The following is a 19,221-nucleotide window of genomic DNA, read 5'->3' on the forward strand; positions in this document are numbered from 1 at the left end:
GGTGGCCGGCGCAGCATCCACTCTCGAAGCTTCGTGGCAGGCCCGTCTGCAGGCTGAGTTTGATCAGCCCTACATGCTGGCATTGAGACAGTTTTTGCAGGAAGAGTCTGCGGCAGGTGCGCCCATCTACCCACCGTGCGATTCGGTGTTCAATGCCTTTGCGCACACCCCGCTGCCGCAGGTGAAGGTGGTTATTCTCGGCCAGGATCCCTACCACGGATACGGCCAGGCCCATGGCCTTGCTTTTTCAGTGCTCCCGGGTACCCCCATACCCCCATCGCTGCAGAATATTTTCAAAGAGCTGCAGCGCGACCTCGGGGTTGGGCCTCCCGGACACGGCTGCCTGCAAGCCTGGGCCGACCGCGGGGTATTATTGCTTAACAGTGTGCTGACAGTGCGGGGTGGGGCGGCGGCATCACACCGCGGCAAGGGCTGGGAACAGTTTACCGACCGGGTGATTGACGCCATTAATTGCGAGCGCGAGGGCGTGGTTTTCATGCTGTGGGGTGGCTACGCCCAGCGCAAGGGGGGGCGCATTGATGCGAACCGTCATGTGGTTCTCTGTGCGCCGCACCCATCACCGTTGAGTGCCCATCGCGGGTTTATCGGCTGCGGCCATTTCGGTGCCGCCAATGACTATCTTGCATCCCGCGGACAGGCTCCGATCGACTGGCGCCTGCCACCCGCTAGTTGAGTTCCACCGGGTATGGCAAGTCTTCCTGTTGCAGTACAGTTGCCGCATCCGGCGCCAGTTGCAGGCCCTCATCGATTGCTCTACGCGTACAGCTTACCAGCGCCAGCCTGTCGTCATCGACGGTAATGCCGGCGTTGACGATATTGCCCACCGGCTGGTCGCGGCCCCGGTTATAGACGGGAGAACCTGCGACCGGTATCTCACCCTCCGGGAGCCGGGCCAGTATCATGCGACGTTTGGCCTTGCCCTTGTAATGCATGCGCGCAATTACTTCCTGCCCCGGGTAGCAACCCTTGCGGAAATTGATGTGGCCGGTGAGGTCGTAGTTCAGCTGTTCCGGTAGAAACTCGCCGATGGTTGCAGCTTCGATGCGCGCCAGCCCACATCGCACCTGTTCGGCCTCCCAGGCACTGGCGGGCGTGGCGATCAGCCCCGGCTCCAGCTGTTCGGCCGACCGCGGTTCCCTTAGCAGGTATTCAAACTGTTGCCCCGTGGCATCTGTCTGTATCAGCACTGTGTTTTCTTGCCTGGCACAGCCAAGGCTTGTGCCAGGCACCGTATCCAACAGTCCCGTCAGGGCATCACGGGCACCGTCGCCCCAGCAGCCCACTACCTGCCAGCCGTCTTGCTCCCGCTGCAAGCTGACTTTGGAGAACATCGCAAAACGCGATAGCGCACTAATGGCATGGTCGATAATACTGTTACGCATGCGCAGCGCCACATGGTCGGCTGCAATCTGTATCGCAAGAAAATCACAAAAGACCCTGCCCTGGGGCGTACAGAAGGTGCCGTAGACAGCTTGTCCCTCGGTCACCAGGCGCAGGTCGGCGCTGGCCTGGCTGTGCAGAAAACGGATGGTATCGGGTCCGCTTATGTGGAGCAGGCCCTCTGCGGGCAGTAGTGCAAATCTGGCTGACACGAACAGTCTCCTTCGCCGGCGGGTATTGGCAATAACGCCATCTTTCGCCCATGGTACGAGCGCAGGCGTTATAATAGCTGTTTTTGATGTGCCAGCGCTGCCCTGGAGGCTACATGATACAGAACGAGGAAATTAATCGCATGCGCTGGGCCAGTCGGCGCGGCATGCTGGAACTGGATCTGGTCCTGGAACCCTTTGTGAACCGGCAGTATGCCAACCTGGATGCAGTGGACCGGGAGCGCTACAAACAGCTGATGACCTGCGAAGACCAGGATCTGTTCAGCTGGTTCATGAGCCGGAACCGGCCCGAGGACAGGGAGCTGGCCACCATTGTCGAGCAGATACTCCGCTTCACCCACGCTGATCGTAACGGCGAGAAACAGTAACAGGGGTCTCGGTCTCTGGTTGGGTTTGTGCGCGCTGGCGTTGTGGGCGCCGTGGCAGCTGGTGGAACGAGGCTACGGTGTTCTCGCGCTGGTATTGCTGCTGCCGGTAGCCGCGTTGTTGTGGCACTGTCGCAGTCGCACCCGACTGCAGGGGCTGGTCTGGCATCGCGGGCAGTGGCGATTGTGGAATCCGGCAACCGACTGGCTATGCCGGGTGCAGTTGCTGCCCGGGAGTGTCCTGCTGCCATGGCTGGTTTGCGTCAGGGTACGTGAAGAGAGTGGCGGGCGCCGCCATACCCTGTGGTTCTGGCCCGGCTGCAGTAGCCCGGCATCGCTGCGGGCCCTGCGCCGTCGCCTAGTCCTGGAGGGCTGAGGTTTCAGGGGTCAGTATGGTATCCACGGCGTCGGGCAGCAGGTCCGGGTAATCCAGCGTAAAGTGCAAACCACGGCTTTCCTTGCGCGCCTTCGCGCAGCGAATCATCAGTTCCGCCACCATGGCCAGGTTACGCAATTCCAGCAAGTCGTTGCTGACTTTGTAGTTGCTGTAATACTCGGCAATTTCGCTTTGCAGCAACTGCACCCGATGTTCTGCTCGCGCCAGTCGCTTGTCGGTGCGGACAATGCCGACATAGTCCCACATGAAACGGCGCAGCTCGTCCCAGTTGTGGGATATCACCACATCTTCGTCCGAGTTGGTGACCTGGCTTTCATCCCAGGCGGGCGCGGGGCCAGGCCGTGGCCGCTCGCCGATGGTGGCGGCGATGTGTTCGGCAGCTGACGCCGCATAGACAATACACTCCAGCAGGGAGTTGCTGGCCATACGATTGGCGCCATGTAAGCCGGTACAGGAGGTCTCACCGACGGCGTACAGGCCGTTGAGATCGGTGTGGCTTGCGGTATCAACCACGACACCGCCGCAGGTATAGTGGGCTGCAGGTACCACCGGGATGGGTTCAACGGAAATATCGATGCCCAGTTCCAGGCAGCGAGCGCTAATGGTGGGGAAGTGTTCCTGCAGGAACGCCCGCGGCTTGTGTGATATGTCCAGGAATACGCAATCGATGCCGAGGCGTTTCATTTCATGATCAATAGCCCTGGCCACTACATCCCTTGGCGCCAGTTCGCCGCGCGGGTCAAAGCGATGCATGAACTGGCTACCATCCGGCAGCAGCAGGCGGCCGCCCTCGCCACGAATGGCCTCGGTTATCAGAAACGACTTGGCCTTGGGGTGATACAGGCAGGTGGGGTGAAACTGGTTGAACTCAAGGTTTGCGACCCTGCATCCGGCCCGCCACGCAATAGCCACGCCGTCACCGCTGGCGCCGTCGGGATTGCTGGTGTAAAGGTAGGCTTTGCTGGCACCACCGGTCGCCAGTACCACGGCGGGAGCCTGAAACAGGTCGACACGATCGGTTTGGCGGTCCAGAATATAGGCACCCTCGCAGCCGCCGTTGCTGGTGATGACATCGACGGCCACCCGATAGGGAAATATTTCAATGTTCGGGGCCTGCAGGACACGCTCGGTCAGAACCTCGGAAATGGCCCTGCCGGTGCGATCTGCCGCATGGATAATCCGGCGGTGACTGTGGCCACCTTCCATGGCCAGGTGGAAGTCCCGGGATTCATCCGGTAGCAGGTCAAAATCAACGCCCTGTGCCACCAGCCACTCCACGCAACTGCGGCTGTTACTCACGGTGAATCGTACAGCCTCTTCATTACAGAGGCCGGCACCCGCGGTCAGGGTGTCATCGACGTGGGAGTCAATGGTGTCCCCGGAGTCGAGAACGGCGGCCATGCCGCCCTGGGCCCAGTACGTGGAGCCCTCGTTGAGGTTCCCTTTTGACAGCAGGGCAATGCGCAGGTGGCCTGGCAGGCGCAGGGCGAGGGTCAGGCCGGCGGCGCCGCTGCCGATAATAAGGACATCATGTTGGAATCGGTGACTGGACATGGGGCGGGTGCTTGCTGCCTCTGGGAGTGAAATATATTATGTGTCTCAACAAGTTACGTAGCGTACATTAGTCCAGACCACTGCCCGGTGAGTATAAACGAGGTAGTACCAGATAAGGAATCAGGGGATTGCGGAACTTTTGTAACACAGACGGCTCTCATCAACTGCACTCAGGCAGCGGCCGCCGGCACGAACCGGCAATGCGCGCCGTTGCTTGCAACACAGGGGTTGTGGTGGCTGTCGTATCGTTAACCAGGGAAGGAAACAGGATATGACCGTTGCACCAACGGACCAACAGCTTGTTGCCAGGGTGCAGAAAGGTGATTCACGTGCCTTTGATATGCTGGTCCTGAAATACCAGCACAGGATCTTCAGTTTGATCAGCCGCTACGTTAATGACCAGGATGAAGTGCAGGATGTCGCCCAGGAAGCGTTTATCAAGGCCTACAGGGCCTTGCCACGGTTTCGCGGCGAGAGCGCTTTTTACACCTGGCTGTATCGTATAGCCATCAACACCGCCAAGAATTATCTGGTGGCAAGATCCCGGCGCCCCCCCGGCTCCGATGTGGAGGTGGGTGACGCCGAATATTTTGAGGGTGGTAGTGCCCTGCGGGAAATTGAAACCCCGGAGACCGCCCTGTTTGGCGCGGAGCTCAAGGCTGTTATCGATCGCGCAATCAGGGAATTGCCGGATGATTTGCGAACCGCGGTAACTTTACGCGAATTTGATGGTCTGAGTTATGAGGATATAGCCGGCGTGATGGATTGCCCGGTAGGTACGGTGCGCTCGCGCATTTTCCGCGCTCGCGAAGCCATTGATAAACAGGTTCGTGAACAGGTCGATGGCGCAGCGTGAATGACAGGACAGTATGGAAACAACAATGATGCAGGATCACGTCAAAACCCAGCCTGGTAGCGTGCGCCGGCACAGAGGATGCAGACAATGACCGAAAGATTGCGGGAATCCCTTTCAGCCTTGATGGACGACGAAGCGAATGAGCTGGAGCTGGAGCGTGTGCTGAGTCAGATCGGCGAGGATGATGAGCTGCGCTCGACCTGGGTGCGCTACAATGCGGCGCGAGCCGCGGTCACGGCGCAGCCGGTGGTTAACCTGAACCTGGACATTTCGCGTCGGGTCAGCGCTGCAATCGCCGCCGAGGCCGCCGCAGCTTCTTCGGGAACCAGTGCGTGGCAGCGCTTGCTGCGTCCTGTTGGCAGTTTTGCGGTCGCGGCCTCGGTAACGGCTACGGTAGTGTTCGGCGGCCAGCAGTTGTTTCAGGCCGGTGGCGGTGATCCTGATTTCGCCAGTCCGTTGCCCGCAGCCGGTGTGTCGCCGGTGGGCTTTGTCAACAGCGTAGGTGCCATGCCGGTACGCGCCAGCTATGGCACCCAGCCTATCCCCCAGTTACAGCCCGCAGCACGAACGGCCTACAAGGAACTGGCGCGCCAGCGCATGGAGCAATACATGCAGGAACACGCGGGGCAGGCTGCGCTGAACTCGCCCCAGGGCCTGGTTCCCTATGCGCGCGTCCCCCATATCGAAGAGTAAATACCCCGTGTTGACAACGGCAAAAGCACTCATCTGCGGTGGCCTGGTCAAGGCCTCGCTGTTGTTGAGCCTGATACTGGTTCCGTTGCTGGCACCGCTCGGTGTCGCGGCGACCTGTACTGATGCCGATCGTGAGGCCCTGGCCTGGCTGGCAAAAATGTCCCGCAGTCATCACCAGCAGGCCTACCATGGCGTAATCACTCTGCAGCGAGGCGACGACATGCAGGTCATGCAGGTCGTACATTCGGTGGCGGATGGACACATTTCCGAGCGTCTGACCAGGCTCACGGGCCAGGGTGCACAGGTGATTCGTGCCGGACACCCACTGGATTGCCGGCATCCCGGCCAGCACATACTCGAACATAATAAAGAGCTCGCCAGCGCATCCTGTGAACTCGCACGTTACTACCGCTTCCAGATGGTAAGGGGTGAACGCATTGCTGGCCGTCAGGCGGTAAAAATGCATGTCCAGCCCCGAGATCTCTATCGTTACGGCCATGTGCTGGAGCTTGATAGAGAGACCGGTTTGCTGTTGCGCAACAGTACTATCGGTGCTGGCGACAAGCTGCTGGAGAGATTCCAGTTTGCTGATATTGCTTACGGCGAGTCCCCGGTGACCGGAATTGATATCGATATTGTTCACCCGGCACAGCATCCGCGTGCCACGGTGGATAAAACTGCCGGTCCGGAAACCGGGCCCGCATGGTCTGTCAAATGGCTGCCCGGAGGTTTCCAGGCGACAGACGAGGCGACGGGACAAGACCAGCGTCGCACCTATACCGATGGCCTCGCCGTATTCTCGGTGTTCCTGGAAACGCTGCCGCGTCCCATACAGCCCGGAGAGGGTGTGGTACGCGAAGGCAGTACAATCTCCTATACTCGTGGTATGCGTCTGGCGAAGTGGCCAGTACTGGTAACGGTTATCGGCGAGGTGCCATTGAATACGGCGCGCATGGTCGCCGACTCGATTCGAGCGGTACCTTGAATGCTGACTGAAACAGGGCGAGTCGTCGCTATCGAAGAAGACAGCGTGTGGGTAGAGACCATTCGCAAGTCCACCTGTGGTAATTGCGCCGCCCAGCAGGGTTGCGGCCATGGCCTGCTCAATCGAATCCGCGATGGCCAGCGTGGGCTGGTGCGGGTACTGCCGGGAGAGTTCGCCCCGAACGCCTGCCGGGTACATGACGAGGTGAGCATCAGTATCCCCGAAGAAGTAATCCTGCGAGGTTCTGCTATTGTCTATATGGTGCCCCTGGCAGCAATGCTGGCGGGGGCTGCACTTGGCAGCTCCGTATTGCCCTGGCCCGAGGATACGGCAGCGCTTGCCGGCGCGGTGTTCGGGTTTTTGGCCGGCGTAATCACGGTGCGCTGGCACTCGCGGCAGCATCGCCTTGATGCCCGGCTTCAGCCCACTCTTGTGGCTGTCCGGAGGGTTGCGCCGGAGGGCTCTGTTGAGCTCCAGCTGCGCTGATACCGGATTATTTTGCGGTTAATCTGACACACACTAGGGATGGACAACATGACTGTACACGCGCGTCTTTCGATTATGCTGTTATTGTGCCTGAGTCTCGCGGTGCCGGCCCTGGCGGCGCAGGCCCTGCCGGATTTTCGAGATATCGTGAAGTCCGGTTCACCCGCCGTGGTTAAGATCTTTGCCGAGCACCGGGTTGGAAGTGGTTCGCGGCAAATGCCTGACTTACAGGATATTCCCGAACACCTGCGGCGTTTTTTCGAATTCCGGGGTGCTCCTCCCGAGCAGCGACAGCGCATGGCCATGGGCTCGGGCTTTATTATCTCCGATGACGGTTATATCGTGACCAATAACCACGTTGTTGAAGGTGCTGAAAGCGTTCTGGTGCGGATGATAGACCGCCGGGAATTCGATGCCGAAGTGATCGGTACGGATCCGCGCTCGGACCTCGCCCTGTTGCGTATTGGTGCCAGGAATTTACCGGCTCTGGCGCTGGAGGCTGACGATGACCTGGAGGTGGGTTCCTGGGTGGTGGCAATAGGTTCGCCATTTGGGCTCGATTACTCGGTTACCGCCGGTATTGTCAGCGCCATGGGTCGCAGTCTTCCTACCGAGGAGGGGGAAAACTATGTACCGTTTATCCAGACGGATGTGGCAATCAACCCGGGTAACTCCGGTGGGCCGCTGTTCGATCTGGACGGCGACGTGGTTGGGGTCAATTCGCAGATCTTCACTCGCAGCGGCGGGTCCATAGGCCTGTCCTTTGCGATTCCGTCCTCGGTGGTGCGTAATGTTGTTGCCCAGCTCAAGGAGCATGGCCGGGTAACCCGCGGCTGGCTGGGTGTTACCATCCAGGATGTGGATAAAACCCTGGCCGAGTCCTTCGGGTTGTCCCGACCCAGGGGTGCGCTCATCAACCAGCTCTCCGAGGGCGGTCCGGCAGCCAAATCCGGGTTAAAGCCAGGTGATGTCATCCTGCGCTTTGCCGGCGAGGATATTGATACCTCTGCCGAGCTACCTCATGTCGTCGGGTTGATTACGCCCGACACCACGGTTCCGGTGGAAATCATGCGCGATCGTAAGCGCAAGACACTGAAGGTGACAGTGGGGGGGCTGGATGCCGAAGACAGCTACGCGCTCAGTAACGAGATCGATACCGCCAACGGTGGCGGTCGCCTGGGCCTGGTGATTGAAAATGCGCCAGAGGATGCTCTGCAGCGCTTTGGCCTTAGCGGGGGCGTTCTGGTGAGGCGGGTGATTTCAGGCTCGGTCGCTGCAGATGCAGGGATTCTGCCGGGGGACATCATTACCCTGCTGGGCTCCACCGCGATCAAGGATATTAGCGCGTTCCAGCGAGCAGTGACCAAACTCTCTCCCGGTGATTCGGTGCCGTTGCGACTTGTCCGGCGGGGCACGCCGATGTTCATCGGCCTCAAATTGGGAGAGTGAACCGCTACCCGGGGAGGCCTGTTTAAGGCTGTCCCGGGGTTCGTGCTCCCGGCATGGCAGCGGGCGGGGCATTGGGGTACAATCGCGCGTCTTTGGCGACCCTGTATCAAGCCAGCCATCCCCCAGTGACCCAACCGAGCCTAATTGAGTGAGTGATCTCAGCCACATCCGTAATTTTTCCATCATCGCGCACATCGACCACGGAAAATCGACCCTTGCCGACCGTTTCATCCAGCATTGTGGCGGCCTCTCCGCCCGTGAGATGAATGCCCAGGTGCTCGATTCCATGGATATCGAGCGGGAGCGGGGCATTACCATCAAGGCCCAGAGCGTTACCCTTGACTACAAGGCCCTGGACGGCAAGGTTTACCAGCTGAATTTTATTGATACCCCCGGGCATGTGGATTTTTCCTATGAAGTATCCCGTTCCCTCTCCGCCTGCGAAGGGGCTCTGCTGGTAGTGGATGCCGGGCAGGGTGTTGAGGCGCAGTCGGTCGCCAATTGTTATACGGCTATCGAGCAGGGTATCGAAGTGCTGCCGGTACTGAACAAGATGGATTTACCCCAGGCGGACCCGGACAAGGTACGGCTCGAAATTGAGGAAATCATCGGTATCGACGCTACCGAGGCTTGTCTGGTGAGCGCCAAGTCGGGTATCGGTGTGGAAGATGTACTCGAGTACCTGGTCGCCAGGGTACCGCCGCCGGAGGGTGACCGCGACGCTCCGTTGCAGGCGCTGATTATTGATTCCTGGTTTGACAATTACCTGGGTGTGGTGTCCCTGGTGCGCGTCAAACAGGGCGTGCTGCGTAAACGCGACAAGATTATCGCCAAATCCACCGGTCGAGCGCACCAGGTTGACGCGGTGGGGATTTTTACCCCGAAACGTCTTGAAACAGCCGAGCTGGCTGCCGGTGAAGTGGGTTTTGTGGTGGCCGGAATCAAGGATATTCACGGCGCCCCCGTCGGCGATACCCTGGTCAGCGCAAAGCACCCGGAGGTGGCGTCACTGCCGGGCTTCAAGAAGGTCAAACCACAGGTTTATGCCGGTATCTTTACCATTTCCTCCGATGATTACGAGGATTTCCGCGACGCCCTGTCCAAGCTGACCCTCAATGACGCTTCGTTGTTTTACGAGCCGGAGACCTCCGATGCCCTCGGTTTCGGGTTCCGCTGTGGTTTCCTGGGCATGCTCCACATGGAGATTATCCAGGAGCGCCTCGAACGCGAATACGACCTCGACCTGATCACCACGGCACCCACGGTAATTTACGAAGTGCTGAAAAAGAACGGCGAGGTAGTACAGGTTGATAACCCTTCATCGTTGCCTGACCCGGGCGAAATTGATGAAATGCGCGAGCCGATTGCGCGCTGTAATATTCTCGTGCCCCAGGAGTACCTGGGCAATGTGATTACACTGTGCGTGGAAAAGCGCGGGGTGCAAAAGGATCTGCTCTTTCTCGGCAACCAGGTATCGGTGATCTACGATATCCCCCTGGCCGAGGTGGTGCTGGATTTCTTTGACCGGTTGAAGTCAGTCAGCCGCGGCTACGCGTCGCTGGATTACGCGTTTGACCGTTTCCAGGCGGCGAGCCTGTCGCGACTGGATGTGATGATAAATGGGGAACGCGTCGATGCCCTGGCGATCATTGTGCATCACGACCAGGTCCAGTATAGAGGCCGCGCACTGACCGAAAAAATGAAGGAGCTTATTCCCCGGCAGATGTTCGATGTGGCGATACAGGCCGCGGTGGGCGGCAAGGTCGTGGCCCGGCAAACCGTCAAGGCGTTACGCAAGAACGTGACGGCAAAATGCTACGGTGGCGATGTCAGCCGCAAGCGCAAGCTGCTCGATAAGCAAAAAGCGGGTAAAAAACGCATGAAACAGGTAGGTAATGTGGAAATCCCACAGTCGGCCTTCCTCGCTGTACTTAAAGTGGATGGCTAAGCTGATATGACAATCGATTTCCCGTTGATCCTGGTAATACTGGTGTTTGGCAGCGGCCTTGTCTGGCTGCTTGATGTGCTTCTGTTGGCGCCACGCAGGCGCGCCAGGGTAGCCGCATTACAGGCGGAGTACCCGCAGTGGGCACAGGAAGGTAGTAAAGATGCGGCCAGTTACGATGCCCGGGTGCGCAGCTCTGCCGCCGAGCCGGCGCTGGTGGAGTACTCGCGGTCATTTTTTCCCGTGCTGTTTGTTGTCTTTGTTTTGCGCTCCTTCCTGGTAGAGCCTTTCCAGATACCATCATCCTCCATGGTGCCAACACTGGAAGTCGGGGACTACATCCTGGTCAACAAATTTACCTATGGGTTAAGGCTGCCCGTAATCCGTACCAAGGTCGTCGATATTAACGAGCCCGAGCGTGGCGACGTCATGGTGTTTTTCCCGCCACACATGAATGACACCTACTATATCAAGCGCGTGATAGGATTGCCGGGGGACAAGGTGAGTTATCGCGACAAACGCTTGTATGTGAACGATGAGCCGGTGCCAACGCAACCATTGGACGTGGTCGCCGAGGAAGGTGCGCGCTTCCAGGTTGCGCGGGAAACTTTGGATGGGGAGCACCACCGGGTGCAGGTTGACCAGCTCCGGCCCGGGCGCGACTTCACTGTCAGGGTAAAGCCCGGTCATTACTTCATGATGGGGGATAACCGCGATAACAGCAGCGATAGTCGAGTCTGGGGCCAGGTCCCGGAAAAGGATATAGTAGGCAAGGCGTTTGCCATCTGGATGCATTGGGATTCCCTCCTGAGTATCCCCAGCTTCAGCCGGGTTGGCGCCATAAAATAAATGTACAATGACTTGTGAGGGGTAGCGTATGAAGATGAGGCAGCGTCAAACCGGTATGTCGCTCCCCGGCATGCTGGCGATCGGCATCATGGTCGGTTTCTTTGTCATGTGCGGTATTCGCATGGCGCCGAGCTATTTCGAATACCTTACGGTCAGGGATATTGTCACCAAAGTGGCAACAGAGTTTGAGCCGACCACCGATACCATCGCCGATATTCGTCGCCGAATTGCCAGCACGTTCAATACCAACCAGATATACGGCCTGAAACCCGGTGACGTGGAGATTTTTCGTAAAGAAGGCAGAACCTACATCAATGCCAACTACGAAGCGCGTATTCCGGTGATGGGGCGCATTGATGCGGTGATACGATTTGACGATCTGGAAATGGAAGCCGGTCGCGCGCCCGCGCCCTGATGCGACATGGATAAGCTTCGTCGCTTGCAGGCCGCGCTGGGCTATGAATTCAATGACCCGGCCCTGCTGACGCTCGCCTTGAGCCATCGCAGTGTGGCTGGTCGCAATAACGAGCGACTGGAGTTTCTTGGCGATTCCATTGTAAACCACATCATCGCAGAAGCACTTTACAGTCAGTTTCCAAAGGCTCGCGAAGGTGAACTGAGTCGCATGCGTGCCTCGCTGGTCAAGGGCGATACGCTGGCCGAGATCGGCCGCGAACTGGAGCTCGGTGGGTTTGTTATCCTCGGCCTGGGCGAGCGTAAAAGCGGCGGCCATCGTCGCAGTTCAATCCTCGCGGACACGGTCGAGGCGATTGCCGGGGCCATTTTGCTGGATAGTGACGTCGAGCAATGTCGGCGCTGTGTATTGCGCTGGTTTGAGGGCCGGCTGGAAAGTCTCGGCAAGGGCGCCGGAGGCAAAGACCCCAAAACCCTGTTGCAGGAATTCCTCCAGGGGCGTGGCCACCCTTTGCCGGAATATGAACTGCTGACCGTGGCCGGCGACGGCCATGAACAGATATTTCACATCGCCTGCCACCTGGCGCGCCCGGCACTGGTTGTTGAAGGGGCCGGCAGCAGTCGCCGCAGGGCAGAGCAGGCAGCCGCTGCGGCGGCACTGGAAGGACTTGTTACTCATGGTTGACACACCCACCCCCATCCCTACCCGTTGCGGTTATGTGGCAATAGTCGGTCGACCCAACGTGGGTAAATCGACGCTGCTTAACCACCTTCTGGGGCAGAAAATCAGCATTACTTCGCGCAAGCCCCAGACTACCCGGCATCAGGTACTGGGCATAAAAACCGAGGCCGATTACCAGATTGTCTTTGTCGATACCCCGGGCCTGCACAGGGCTGAACCGAGGGCAATCAATCGCTACATGAACCGTGCCGCCAGCAGCGCGATTCGCGACGTTGACGTCATCGTCATGGTGGTGGATCGCACCGCCTGGACTGATGAGGACGAAATGGTGTTGCAACAGGTTAGCCGCGCGGGTGTTCCCACCCTGTTGGTGGTGAACAAGGTAGATCTGCTGGATGATAAAAAAGTACTGCTGCCACAGTTGCAGCAGCTGGCGGAGAAGGCGCCTTTTGCCACCATCATTCCGTTGTCCGCACTGCGACGCCACAATCTTGATGCACTGGAGGAGGAAATTCTCAAGCACCTGCCCGAGGCGGTCTATTTCTTCCCCGAAGACCAGATTACCGATCGCAGCCAGCGCTTTCTGGCGGCCGAGATTGTGCGCGAAAAAATCATGCGCCAGCTCGGGGAGGAAATCCCGTACGCGGTGACGGTAGAGATTGAGGAATTCAAGCTCGAGGAAGGTATCCTCAACATCTCCGCGCTGATTCTGGTGGAGCGGCAGGGCCAGAAGCGTATCCTGATTGGTGATGCCGGCAGCCGACTGAGGTCCATCGGCACAGATGCCCGCCAGGATATGGAACAATTATTCGAGAACAAGGTCATGCTCAGGCTGTGGGTCAAGGTCAAATCCGGTTGGTCCGATGACGAGCGAGCACTGCGTAGTCTCGGTTATGATGATCGCTGAACGGCAACTGTCATGCGCATTAACCTGCAGCCCGCCTATATACTGCACAGCCGCCCCTGGCGCGACAGCAGCCTGCTGCTGGAGCTCTTTACTGCCGAGCACGGCCGCCTGAGCCTGGTCGGCAAGGGCGCACGACGACGCAGTCGCGGGGGCAGTAATGCTTCGCTGCTGCAGGCCTTTTCACCTCTTCTGGTCAGTTTTTCAGGTCGCTCTGAAATGAAGCAGTTAACCGCAGTGGAAGCCGCGGCACCACCCCTGGCACTGGCGGGTGAATGCCTGTTCAGTGGGCTGTACCTGAATGAACTGCTGGTGCGCCTGCTGCACCGTCACGATCCGCATCCCGGCCTGTTTGCCTGTTATGGCGAGACACTAGAGTCACTTGCAAGGGCAACTGATGTCAGTGCCAGCCTGCGGCGTTTTGAGTTTACCCTGCTGGAAGTTCTCGGCTACCACTTTGACCCGGCAATAGATGGCCACGCTGGAACCCCGGTGCTGGCGGACGGTTGGTATCAATACCAGGCGGAGTATGGACTGGTGAAGTGCCAGCGGCAGCACGCCGGGCCGGCCCCTGTTTTCAGTGGTGCCGACCTGCTGGCAATCGCCGCAGGCGAATACCGTGGCGCACAGGCCACCGCGGCGAAACGCCTGCTGCGAGAGGCGCTTGCCAGTCATCTCGGGGACCGCCCCCTGCACAGCCGGGAGCTGTTTCGTCAATTCCGCGGCAGTGGTCGACCCGCATGATCGCCCTGGGCACGGACATTCTCGAAGTGGCGCGTATTGAAGCTGTACTGGAGCGTCTGGGTGACAGGTTTGTGCGGCGCATCCTTACCCTTGCCGAACGCGGGGAATACCAGGCAAGTGGTCAGCCGTGGCGGCTCCTGGCGAAACGGTTTGCCGCCAAGGAAGCAGTGGCAAAAGCGCTGGGTACCGGTATAGGCAATGGCGTTAGCTGGCAGGATATCGAAATACGCCACGATGCAATGGGTGGGCCACTCGTTCATCTCAGTGGAGGCGCGTTGCGGATTGCGCAAAGCCGCGGTGGCAGCGCTGTGTTGCTGAGTCTGGCCGATGAGCAGGCCTATGTAGTAGCGTTCGCTGCACTGCACTGACACGTGCCGGCAAGCGCCCGCAAATTGTCAAACGACTACCCCGCGAAAGGGGCCATGGTGATCTATGTCTGAATATCCAACCATTGAAGCTTGTGTCGGTAACACGCCACTGGTGCGCCTGCAGCGCATACCGGGTGAAACATCCAATACGATACTCGGCAAACTGGAGGGGAACAATCCCGCCGGTTCGGTAAAAGATCGTCCGGCCCTCAGTATGATTGTCGAGGCTGAACGCCGCGGTGAGATCCAGCCGGGCGATACATTGATAGAGGCTACCAGTGGCAATACCGGTATCGCCCTGGCCATGGCGGCCGCGATTCGTGGTTATCGGCTGATACTGATCATGCCGGCCCACATGAGTTCGGAACGCAAACAGGCCATGTCAGCGTACGGTGCGGAGCTGGTGGAAGTTACCCAGGCCGAGGGAATGGAGGGTGCGCGGGATCTGGCATTGCAGATGCAGGCGGAAGGTGAAGGGCGGGTGCTGGATCAGTTTGGTAACCCTGATAACCCGCTGGCGCACTACCGGGGCACCGGTCCCGAAATCTGGCGACAGACCGCGGGTACCGTCACTCATTTTATTGCGTCCATGGGTACTACCGGCACCATTATGGGGTGCTCCAGCTATCTCAAACAGCAGAATCCGGAAATCCGGATCATTGGTTTGCAACCGGTGGAGGGGTCAAGTATCCCCGGCATCAGGCGCTGGCCCAAAGCTTATATGCCCGGTATTTTCGACGATGCCAGGGTCGACCGGATAATGGATATTTCCCAGCAGGAATCCGAACACTACATGCGACGCATGGCCAGGGAAGAAGGCATTTTCTGTGGCGTTTCCTCTGGTGGCGCCGTGGCGGCCGCACTGCGCCTGTCGGCAGAGGTGAGCGATGCGGTTATCGTGGCGATCATCTGTGATCGCGGCGATCGTTATCTGTCTACCGGTGTTTTTGCCACGCCCTGAACGGAGTGTCGTCATGGTTCAAGTAAGGGAACAATCCCATCTGTCGGAGACGGGTGAAATCAATCTTGATCTCTGGCTATCGCAGTTGCCGGTGACCCATGGCGACGAAGAACACGCCCAATTGCTGGCAGCCTGCGAGCTGGCTCGCGAAGCCAGTGGGCGGATAGGCCTCGATCTTCCCGACTGGGCCCATGAATCCAATTGCTTTGCCACCGGCCTGGATATCGCCCAGATACTTGCAGAGCTTCATGTTGACGCGGAGTGTTTGATCGCGGGTATTCTCTATCGCGCGGTGCGGGAAGAGCGCATTACGCTCAATGCCGCGGGCGACCGTTTCGGTCCGGCTGTGCGCACGCTCATCAGTGGCGTCTTGCGCATGGCCGCAATCAGTGACCTCAGGACCCAGGCTGATTCCCCCGTGCTGGGGCAGGCTCACGGCCAGAAAGACAATATTCGCAAGATGCTGGTGGCGTTGGTTGACGATGTCGGGGTTGCGCTGATCAAATTGGCCGAACGTACTTGTGCAATACGTGCGGTAAAGAATGACGAGGAGCGCCGCTGGCCCATTGCCAGGGAGGTTTTTGATGTATATGCGCCGCTGGCTCACCGTCTGGGTATAGGTCACCTGAAATGGGAGCTGGAAGATCTTTCGTTCCGTTACATTTACAGCGACGCTTATCGCAAAATTGCCCGCCTGCTCGATGGCAAGCGCATGGAGCGGGATCGTTTTATTGCGCGGGTCACCGAGGAGCTGACCCGGGAGCTCAAGCAGGCGGGTTTACAATTCGAGATCAGTGGTCGGGCCAAACACATTTATAGTATCTGGCGCAAAATGCAGCGCAAGGGAATTGGTTTTTCGCAGGTCTACGATATTCGTGCGGTTCGCATCCTGGTTCCCGAGATGAAGGACTGCTATGCCACCCTGGGCCTGGTGCACGGACTCTGGCGCAATATCCCCAACGAGTTCGATGACTACATCGCCAATCCCAAGGAAAACGGCTATCGCTCACTGCACACGGCAGTGATCGGGCCGGAAGGGAAAATCCTCGAAGTCCAGATACGTACCGACCAGATGGATGACGAAGCCGAACTGGGCGTTTGCGCGCACTGGCGCTACAAAGGCTCCGATGCTGCCGGCAAGATGGCCAGCAGTTATGAAGAGAAAATTGCCTGGTTACGGCAGGTGCTGGACTGGCATGAGGAAACCGGCGATACCGGCGATGTGGCTGAACAGTTCAGTTTCGGGCTGGCGCAGGACCGGGTTTACGTGTTTACGCCCCAGGGCGACGTTGTCAATCTCGCCCAGGGTGCAACCCCCCTGGATTTTGCCTACCACGTGCATACCGAGGTCGGGCATCATTGCCGCGGCGCCAGGGTCAATGGCGTTATTGTGCCACTGACCTACACCCTGAAAACAGGTGAACGCGTTGATATCCTCACCAGCAAGCAGGGCGTACCAAAGCGTGACTGGTTGCAGTCAGGACTGGGTTACCTGAAGACCTCGAGGGCAAGGGCCAAGGTACAGCAATGGTTCAAGGCCCAGGCCCGGGATGAAAATATTGATGCCGGGCGCCACCTGCTCGAGCGGGAGTTCAGGCGTTTGGCCCTCACCAGCGTGGATTACCGACGTATTGCCACCAGGGTGGGGGTGCTCACGGTAGAGGACATGTATGCAGCCGTGGGAGCGGGCGACCTGTCCTCGGCAACGGTGCTGAATGCGGCCCAGAGCTTACTGGACCGGCGTCCCGAGCCGCAGCTGCAGGTGGTTAAACCGGGTAGCGGATCCGCCTCCCGGGGGCAGGTTAAAGTACAGGGCGTCGGTAATTTGCTCACGCATATGGCAGGTTGCTGCAAACCGCTCCCCGGCGATGATATTGTCGGCTTTATTACCCAGGGCCGGGGTGTCAGTATTCATCGCGGTGATTGTGCGCGGATATTGAAACTCCAGGACACTACCCCCGAGCGAATGATCGAAGTAGAGTGGGGTGAGTCGCCGCGGGAGAACTACGAAGTGGACGTCGCCATTGAGGCCTATGATCGGCAGGGGCTGTTGCGGGATATCACCGCACTGTTCGCCACCGCGCGGATTAATGTTCTTTCCATCAACACACAGACAAACAAGAAAAAGCATACTGCAACCATGCGACTGACCGTGGAGGTTCCCGATCTTGGCGCCCTGTCAAAATTACTGGAGCGTATAGATCGGCTGAGCAATGTTGCTTCCGTCCAGCGCGTGACAGTTTAGGAGAGACCCGTGACCACTGATTTTTATACCATCACTGATTTATTGCGGGTCATGGAACGCTTGCGCGACCCCGTGAGCGGTTGTCCATGGGATATCAAGCAGGATTTTCTCAGCATCGTACCGTCTACGCTGGAAGAGTGTTATGAACTGGCTGAGGCGATTGAGCAAGGCGACTATCCGCACGTTGCCGAGGAGTTGGGAGATGTTCTTTTCCAGGTCATCTTTTATTCCCGGCTCGGGGAAGAGCAGAATCTTTTTTCCTTCGAGTCAGTTGTTCATACCCTGGTAGACAAGCTCCTGCGCCGACATCCTCACGTATTTGCGGAAGGCAGCATTGAAGGTGTCGTTGGGGAATCAATTGATGTCGATGAGGTAAAGCGCTCCTGGGAGTCGATCAAACAGCAGGAGCGTGCGGGTCGTGCCCAGGGCGGCGCTCTGGATGACGTTCCCGTTGCCATGCCGGCACTGCCAAGGGCACAAAAACTTCAAAAACGCGCCGCGTTGAAGGGCTTTGACTGGGACAACCCGCAATCCGTTCTCGCCAAACTGGAAGAGGAGTGTGCAGAGTTGCGCGCCGCCATGGACGATGATTGCAAGGCGGGTATTGCGGATGAAATGGGGGATGTGTTGTTTACCTGCGTAAATCTCTCCCGTCATCTCGGTCTTGATGCAGAAACAGTACTGCGCAGATCCTCGCACAAATTCGAACGGCGTTTCCGTTACATGGAAATGGGAGCCGACGAGGCTTTTATGGGCGGGAGCGGTAGCAGGGATAGCGCCGTTGACCTTGCCAGGTTGACGGCTCTGGAGCTCGATCAGCTCTGGAATGAGGCAAAACAACGCAGTTGAGCGGTATTTCCGGGGTTTTTTGCCAGGGGTTGTGCAAATTATCGGCCATGTGTATGGTTACTGCCCTCCGCAAGCCTGTAAATTGAATGTTCACGAGTGGGCGCGCTGCCACGGCGCCGGCAAACCAGATATTGAGGATCTACCCGAATGCGATTGATACTTTTGGGCGCGCCCGGCGCCGGCAAAGGCACCCAGGCCAAGTTCATCACCGAGAGGCTTGATATCCCACAAATTTCAACAGGGGATATGCTACGTGCGGCAGTGAAGGCGCAATCAGAACTCGGCCTCGCCGCGAAAGAGGTGATGGATTCGGGCGGGCTTGTCTCCGATGACATTATCATTGGCCTGGTAAAGGAGCGGATCAAGCAGCCCGATTGCGAGAATGGCTTTTTATTCGATGGTTTTCCCAGAACGATCCCCCAGGCACAGGCAATGATTGATGTTGGTGTTCACATTGATCACGTGATTGAAATAGTCGTCGATGACGAGGAAATTGTAAGTCGGCTGAGTGGCCGATGGGTTCATCCGGCCTCGGGACGGGTTTATCACATGAAACATAATCCTCCACAGAATGATTGTGTTGATGATGAAACCGGCGAACCATTGGTGCAGCGCGATGATGACCGTGAAGAGACCGTACGCAAACGGTTACAGGTTTATCATCAGCAAACCCGTCCTCTCGTTGAGTTCTATCGGTCCATGACCGGTAGTGATGCTCCCCGTAGCCATCGCATAGAAGGTGTCGGTAGCGTGGATGATATTCGCCGTAAAGTGTTTGCCGCGCTTGGCGTCTGAGTCCTTTATTTCAAGTAGTTTGCGGATGTTCTCGATATTTTCCGGAGTT

21 protein-coding genes are annotated in these 19,221 nt (G+C 58.3%); 19 read left to right on the forward strand and 2 right to left on the reverse strand.

The genetic code is table 11. The features are described 5' to 3' along the window. Position 1: 1 nt before the first annotated feature. Positions 2-694 carry a uracil-DNA glycosylase gene (gene ung, locus CWI75_RS06950; RefSeq protein ID WP_101520750.1) on the forward strand — a complete coding sequence of 231 codons (693 nt, stop codon included), beginning with the start codon at positions 2-4 and terminating at the stop codon, positions 692-694. On the opposite strand, the gene ygfZ is transcribed toward ung, so the two are convergent. Beyond that, entirely contained in the window at positions 687-1,613 is a 927-nt protein-coding gene (gene ygfZ / locus CWI75_RS06955) for a CAF17-like 4Fe-4S cluster assembly/insertion protein YgfZ (RefSeq protein ID WP_101520751.1), read from the reverse strand. The genes ung and ygfZ overlap by 8 nt on opposite strands. A gap of 113 nt (positions 1,614-1,726) precedes the next feature. Here ygfZ and CWI75_RS06960 point away from each other — a divergent pair, with 113 nt between their 5' ends. Further along, positions 1,727-1,999 carry an FAD assembly factor SdhE gene (locus CWI75_RS06960; protein WP_101520752.1) on the forward strand — a complete coding sequence of 91 codons (273 nt, stop codon included), beginning with the start codon at positions 1,727-1,729 and terminating at the stop codon, positions 1,997-1,999. After that, positions 1,944-2,372, forward strand: coding sequence for a hypothetical protein (locus tag CWI75_RS06965; RefSeq protein WP_146003557.1), 429 nt, complete (start codon positions 1,944-1,946; stop codon positions 2,370-2,372). The genes CWI75_RS06960 and CWI75_RS06965 overlap by 56 nt, the downstream gene beginning before the upstream one ends. Here CWI75_RS06965 and nadB read toward each other — a convergent pair. Then, positions 2,355-3,947, reverse strand: a complete 1,593-nt coding sequence (gene nadB / locus CWI75_RS06970; RefSeq protein WP_101520754.1) for an L-aspartate oxidase — start codon at positions 3,945-3,947, stop codon at positions 2,355-2,357. The genes CWI75_RS06965 and nadB overlap by 18 nt on opposite strands. A 271-nt stretch (positions 3,948-4,218) precedes the next feature. Between nadB and rpoE the strand changes: the two genes are divergently transcribed. The 16 genes from rpoE to adk all read left to right on the forward strand — a co-directional run bounded on the left by rpoE (position 4,219) and on the right by adk (position 19,172). Beyond that, positions 4,219-4,803 carry an RNA polymerase sigma factor RpoE gene (gene rpoE, locus CWI75_RS06975; protein WP_101520755.1) on the forward strand — a complete coding sequence of 195 codons (585 nt, stop codon included), beginning with the start codon at positions 4,219-4,221 and terminating at the stop codon, positions 4,801-4,803. An 87-nt stretch (positions 4,804-4,890) separates the two neighbouring features. Continuing rightward, positions 4,891-5,496 (forward strand): sigma-E factor negative regulatory protein, encoded by a 606-nt coding sequence (locus CWI75_RS06980; RefSeq protein WP_241521115.1) that lies wholly within the window; start codon positions 4,891-4,893, stop codon positions 5,494-5,496. A 7-nt stretch (positions 5,497-5,503) separates the two neighbouring features. Next, complete coding sequence (locus CWI75_RS06985) at positions 5,504-6,481, forward strand: MucB/RseB C-terminal domain-containing protein (protein WP_241521116.1); 978 nt, start codon at positions 5,504-5,506, stop codon at positions 6,479-6,481. Then, positions 6,482-6,967, forward strand: coding sequence for a SoxR reducing system RseC family protein (locus tag CWI75_RS06990; RefSeq protein ID WP_101520758.1), 486 nt, complete (start codon positions 6,482-6,484; stop codon positions 6,965-6,967). Between the two features lie 48 nt (positions 6,968-7,015). Beyond that, positions 7,016-8,416, forward strand: coding sequence for a Do family serine endopeptidase (locus tag CWI75_RS06995; RefSeq protein WP_101521009.1), 1,401 nt, complete (start codon positions 7,016-7,018; stop codon positions 8,414-8,416). A 148-nt stretch (positions 8,417-8,564) separates the two neighbouring features. Continuing rightward, positions 8,565-10,364: a translation elongation factor 4 gene (gene lepA / locus CWI75_RS07000; protein WP_101520759.1), complete on the forward strand. Its 1,800-nt coding sequence runs from the start codon at positions 8,565-8,567 to the stop codon at positions 10,362-10,364. Between the two features lie 6 nt (positions 10,365-10,370). Continuing rightward, on the forward strand, positions 10,371-11,210 hold the full coding sequence (gene lepB / locus CWI75_RS07005) for a signal peptidase I (protein WP_101520760.1): 840 nt from the start codon (positions 10,371-10,373) through the stop codon (positions 11,208-11,210). Between the two features lie 28 nt (positions 11,211-11,238). Continuing rightward, positions 11,239-11,625 (forward strand): DUF4845 domain-containing protein, encoded by a 387-nt coding sequence (locus CWI75_RS07010; RefSeq protein WP_206604658.1) that lies wholly within the window; start codon positions 11,239-11,241, stop codon positions 11,623-11,625. A gap of 6 nt (positions 11,626-11,631) precedes the next feature. Then, positions 11,632-12,309: a ribonuclease III gene (gene rnc, locus CWI75_RS07015; RefSeq protein ID WP_101520761.1), complete on the forward strand. Its 678-nt coding sequence runs from the start codon at positions 11,632-11,634 to the stop codon at positions 12,307-12,309. Then, positions 12,302-13,213: a GTPase Era gene (gene era / locus CWI75_RS07020; protein WP_101520762.1), complete on the forward strand. Its 912-nt coding sequence runs from the start codon at positions 12,302-12,304 to the stop codon at positions 13,211-13,213. The genes rnc and era overlap by 8 nt, the downstream gene beginning before the upstream one ends. 12 nt (positions 13,214-13,225) lie before the next feature. Beyond that, positions 13,226-13,954, forward strand: a complete 729-nt coding sequence (gene recO, locus CWI75_RS07025) for a DNA repair protein RecO (RefSeq protein WP_101520763.1) — start codon at positions 13,226-13,228, stop codon at positions 13,952-13,954. Beyond that, entirely contained in the window at positions 13,951-14,322 is a 372-nt protein-coding gene (gene acpS / locus CWI75_RS07030) for a holo-ACP synthase (protein ID WP_101520764.1), read from the forward strand. Before recO ends, acpS begins: the two co-directional genes overlap by 4 nt. 64 nt (positions 14,323-14,386) lie before the next feature. Beyond that, entirely contained in the window at positions 14,387-15,283 is an 897-nt protein-coding gene (cysM, locus tag CWI75_RS07035; RefSeq protein WP_101520765.1) for a cysteine synthase CysM, read from the forward strand. Between the two features lie 13 nt (positions 15,284-15,296). After that, complete coding sequence (relA, locus tag CWI75_RS07040) at positions 15,297-17,528, forward strand: GTP diphosphokinase (protein WP_101520766.1); 2,232 nt, start codon at positions 15,297-15,299, stop codon at positions 17,526-17,528. A 9-nt stretch (positions 17,529-17,537) separates the two neighbouring features. Beyond that, a complete protein-coding gene (mazG, locus tag CWI75_RS07045; RefSeq protein ID WP_101520767.1) occupies positions 17,538-18,377 on the forward strand; it encodes a nucleoside triphosphate pyrophosphohydrolase in 840 nt (279 codons plus the stop codon). Between the two features lie 147 nt (positions 18,378-18,524). Next, the gene (adk, locus tag CWI75_RS07050) at positions 18,525-19,172 is read left to right on the forward strand and encodes an adenylate kinase (RefSeq protein ID WP_101520768.1); all 648 of its coding nucleotides are present in this window, start codon (positions 18,525-18,527) and stop codon (positions 19,170-19,172) included. Positions 19,173-19,221: the final 49 nt, after the last annotated feature.

The organism is Kineobactrum sediminis (assembly GCF_002868715.1).
In the GTDB taxonomy this organism is placed as follows: Bacteria; Pseudomonadota; Gammaproteobacteria; order Pseudomonadales; family Halieaceae; genus Kineobactrum; species Kineobactrum sediminis.

What these genes read in the sequence shown, in the direction of transcription:
- CWI75_RS06960 (WP_101520752.1), top strand. Translation starts at nt 1,727, where the DNA reads ATGATACAGAACGAGGAAATTAATCGCATGCGCTGGGCCAGTCGGCGC.
- nadB (WP_101520754.1), bottom strand. Translation starts at nt 3,947, where the DNA reads ATGTCCAGTCACCGATTCCAACATGATGTCCTTATTATCGGCAGCGGC.
- rpoE (WP_101520755.1), top strand. Translation starts at nt 4,219, where the DNA reads ATGACCGTTGCACCAACGGACCAACAGCTTGTTGCCAGGGTGCAGAAA.
- CWI75_RS06980 (WP_241521115.1), top strand. Translation starts at nt 4,891, where the DNA reads ATGACCGAAAGATTGCGGGAATCCCTTTCAGCCTTGATGGACGACGAA.
- CWI75_RS06990 (WP_101520758.1), top strand. Translation starts at nt 6,482, where the DNA reads ATGCTGACTGAAACAGGGCGAGTCGTCGCTATCGAAGAAGACAGCGTG.
- CWI75_RS06995 (WP_101521009.1), top strand. Translation starts at nt 7,016, where the DNA reads ATGACTGTACACGCGCGTCTTTCGATTATGCTGTTATTGTGCCTGAGT.
- lepB (WP_101520760.1), top strand. Translation starts at nt 10,371, where the DNA reads ATGACAATCGATTTCCCGTTGATCCTGGTAATACTGGTGTTTGGCAGC.
- CWI75_RS07010 (WP_206604658.1), top strand. Translation starts at nt 11,239, where the DNA reads ATGAAGATGAGGCAGCGTCAAACCGGTATGTCGCTCCCCGGCATGCTG.
- rnc (WP_101520761.1), top strand. Translation starts at nt 11,632, where the DNA reads ATGGATAAGCTTCGTCGCTTGCAGGCCGCGCTGGGCTATGAATTCAAT.
- era (WP_101520762.1), top strand. Translation starts at nt 12,302, where the DNA reads ATGGTTGACACACCCACCCCCATCCCTACCCGTTGCGGTTATGTGGCA.
- recO (WP_101520763.1), top strand. Translation starts at nt 13,226, where the DNA reads ATGCGCATTAACCTGCAGCCCGCCTATATACTGCACAGCCGCCCCTGG.
- acpS (WP_101520764.1), top strand. Translation starts at nt 13,951, where the DNA reads ATGATCGCCCTGGGCACGGACATTCTCGAAGTGGCGCGTATTGAAGCT.
- cysM (WP_101520765.1), top strand. Translation starts at nt 14,387, where the DNA reads ATGTCTGAATATCCAACCATTGAAGCTTGTGTCGGTAACACGCCACTG.
- relA (WP_101520766.1), top strand. Translation starts at nt 15,297, where the DNA reads ATGGTTCAAGTAAGGGAACAATCCCATCTGTCGGAGACGGGTGAAATC.
- adk (WP_101520768.1), top strand. Translation starts at nt 18,525, where the DNA reads ATGCGATTGATACTTTTGGGCGCGCCCGGCGCCGGCAAAGGCACCCAG.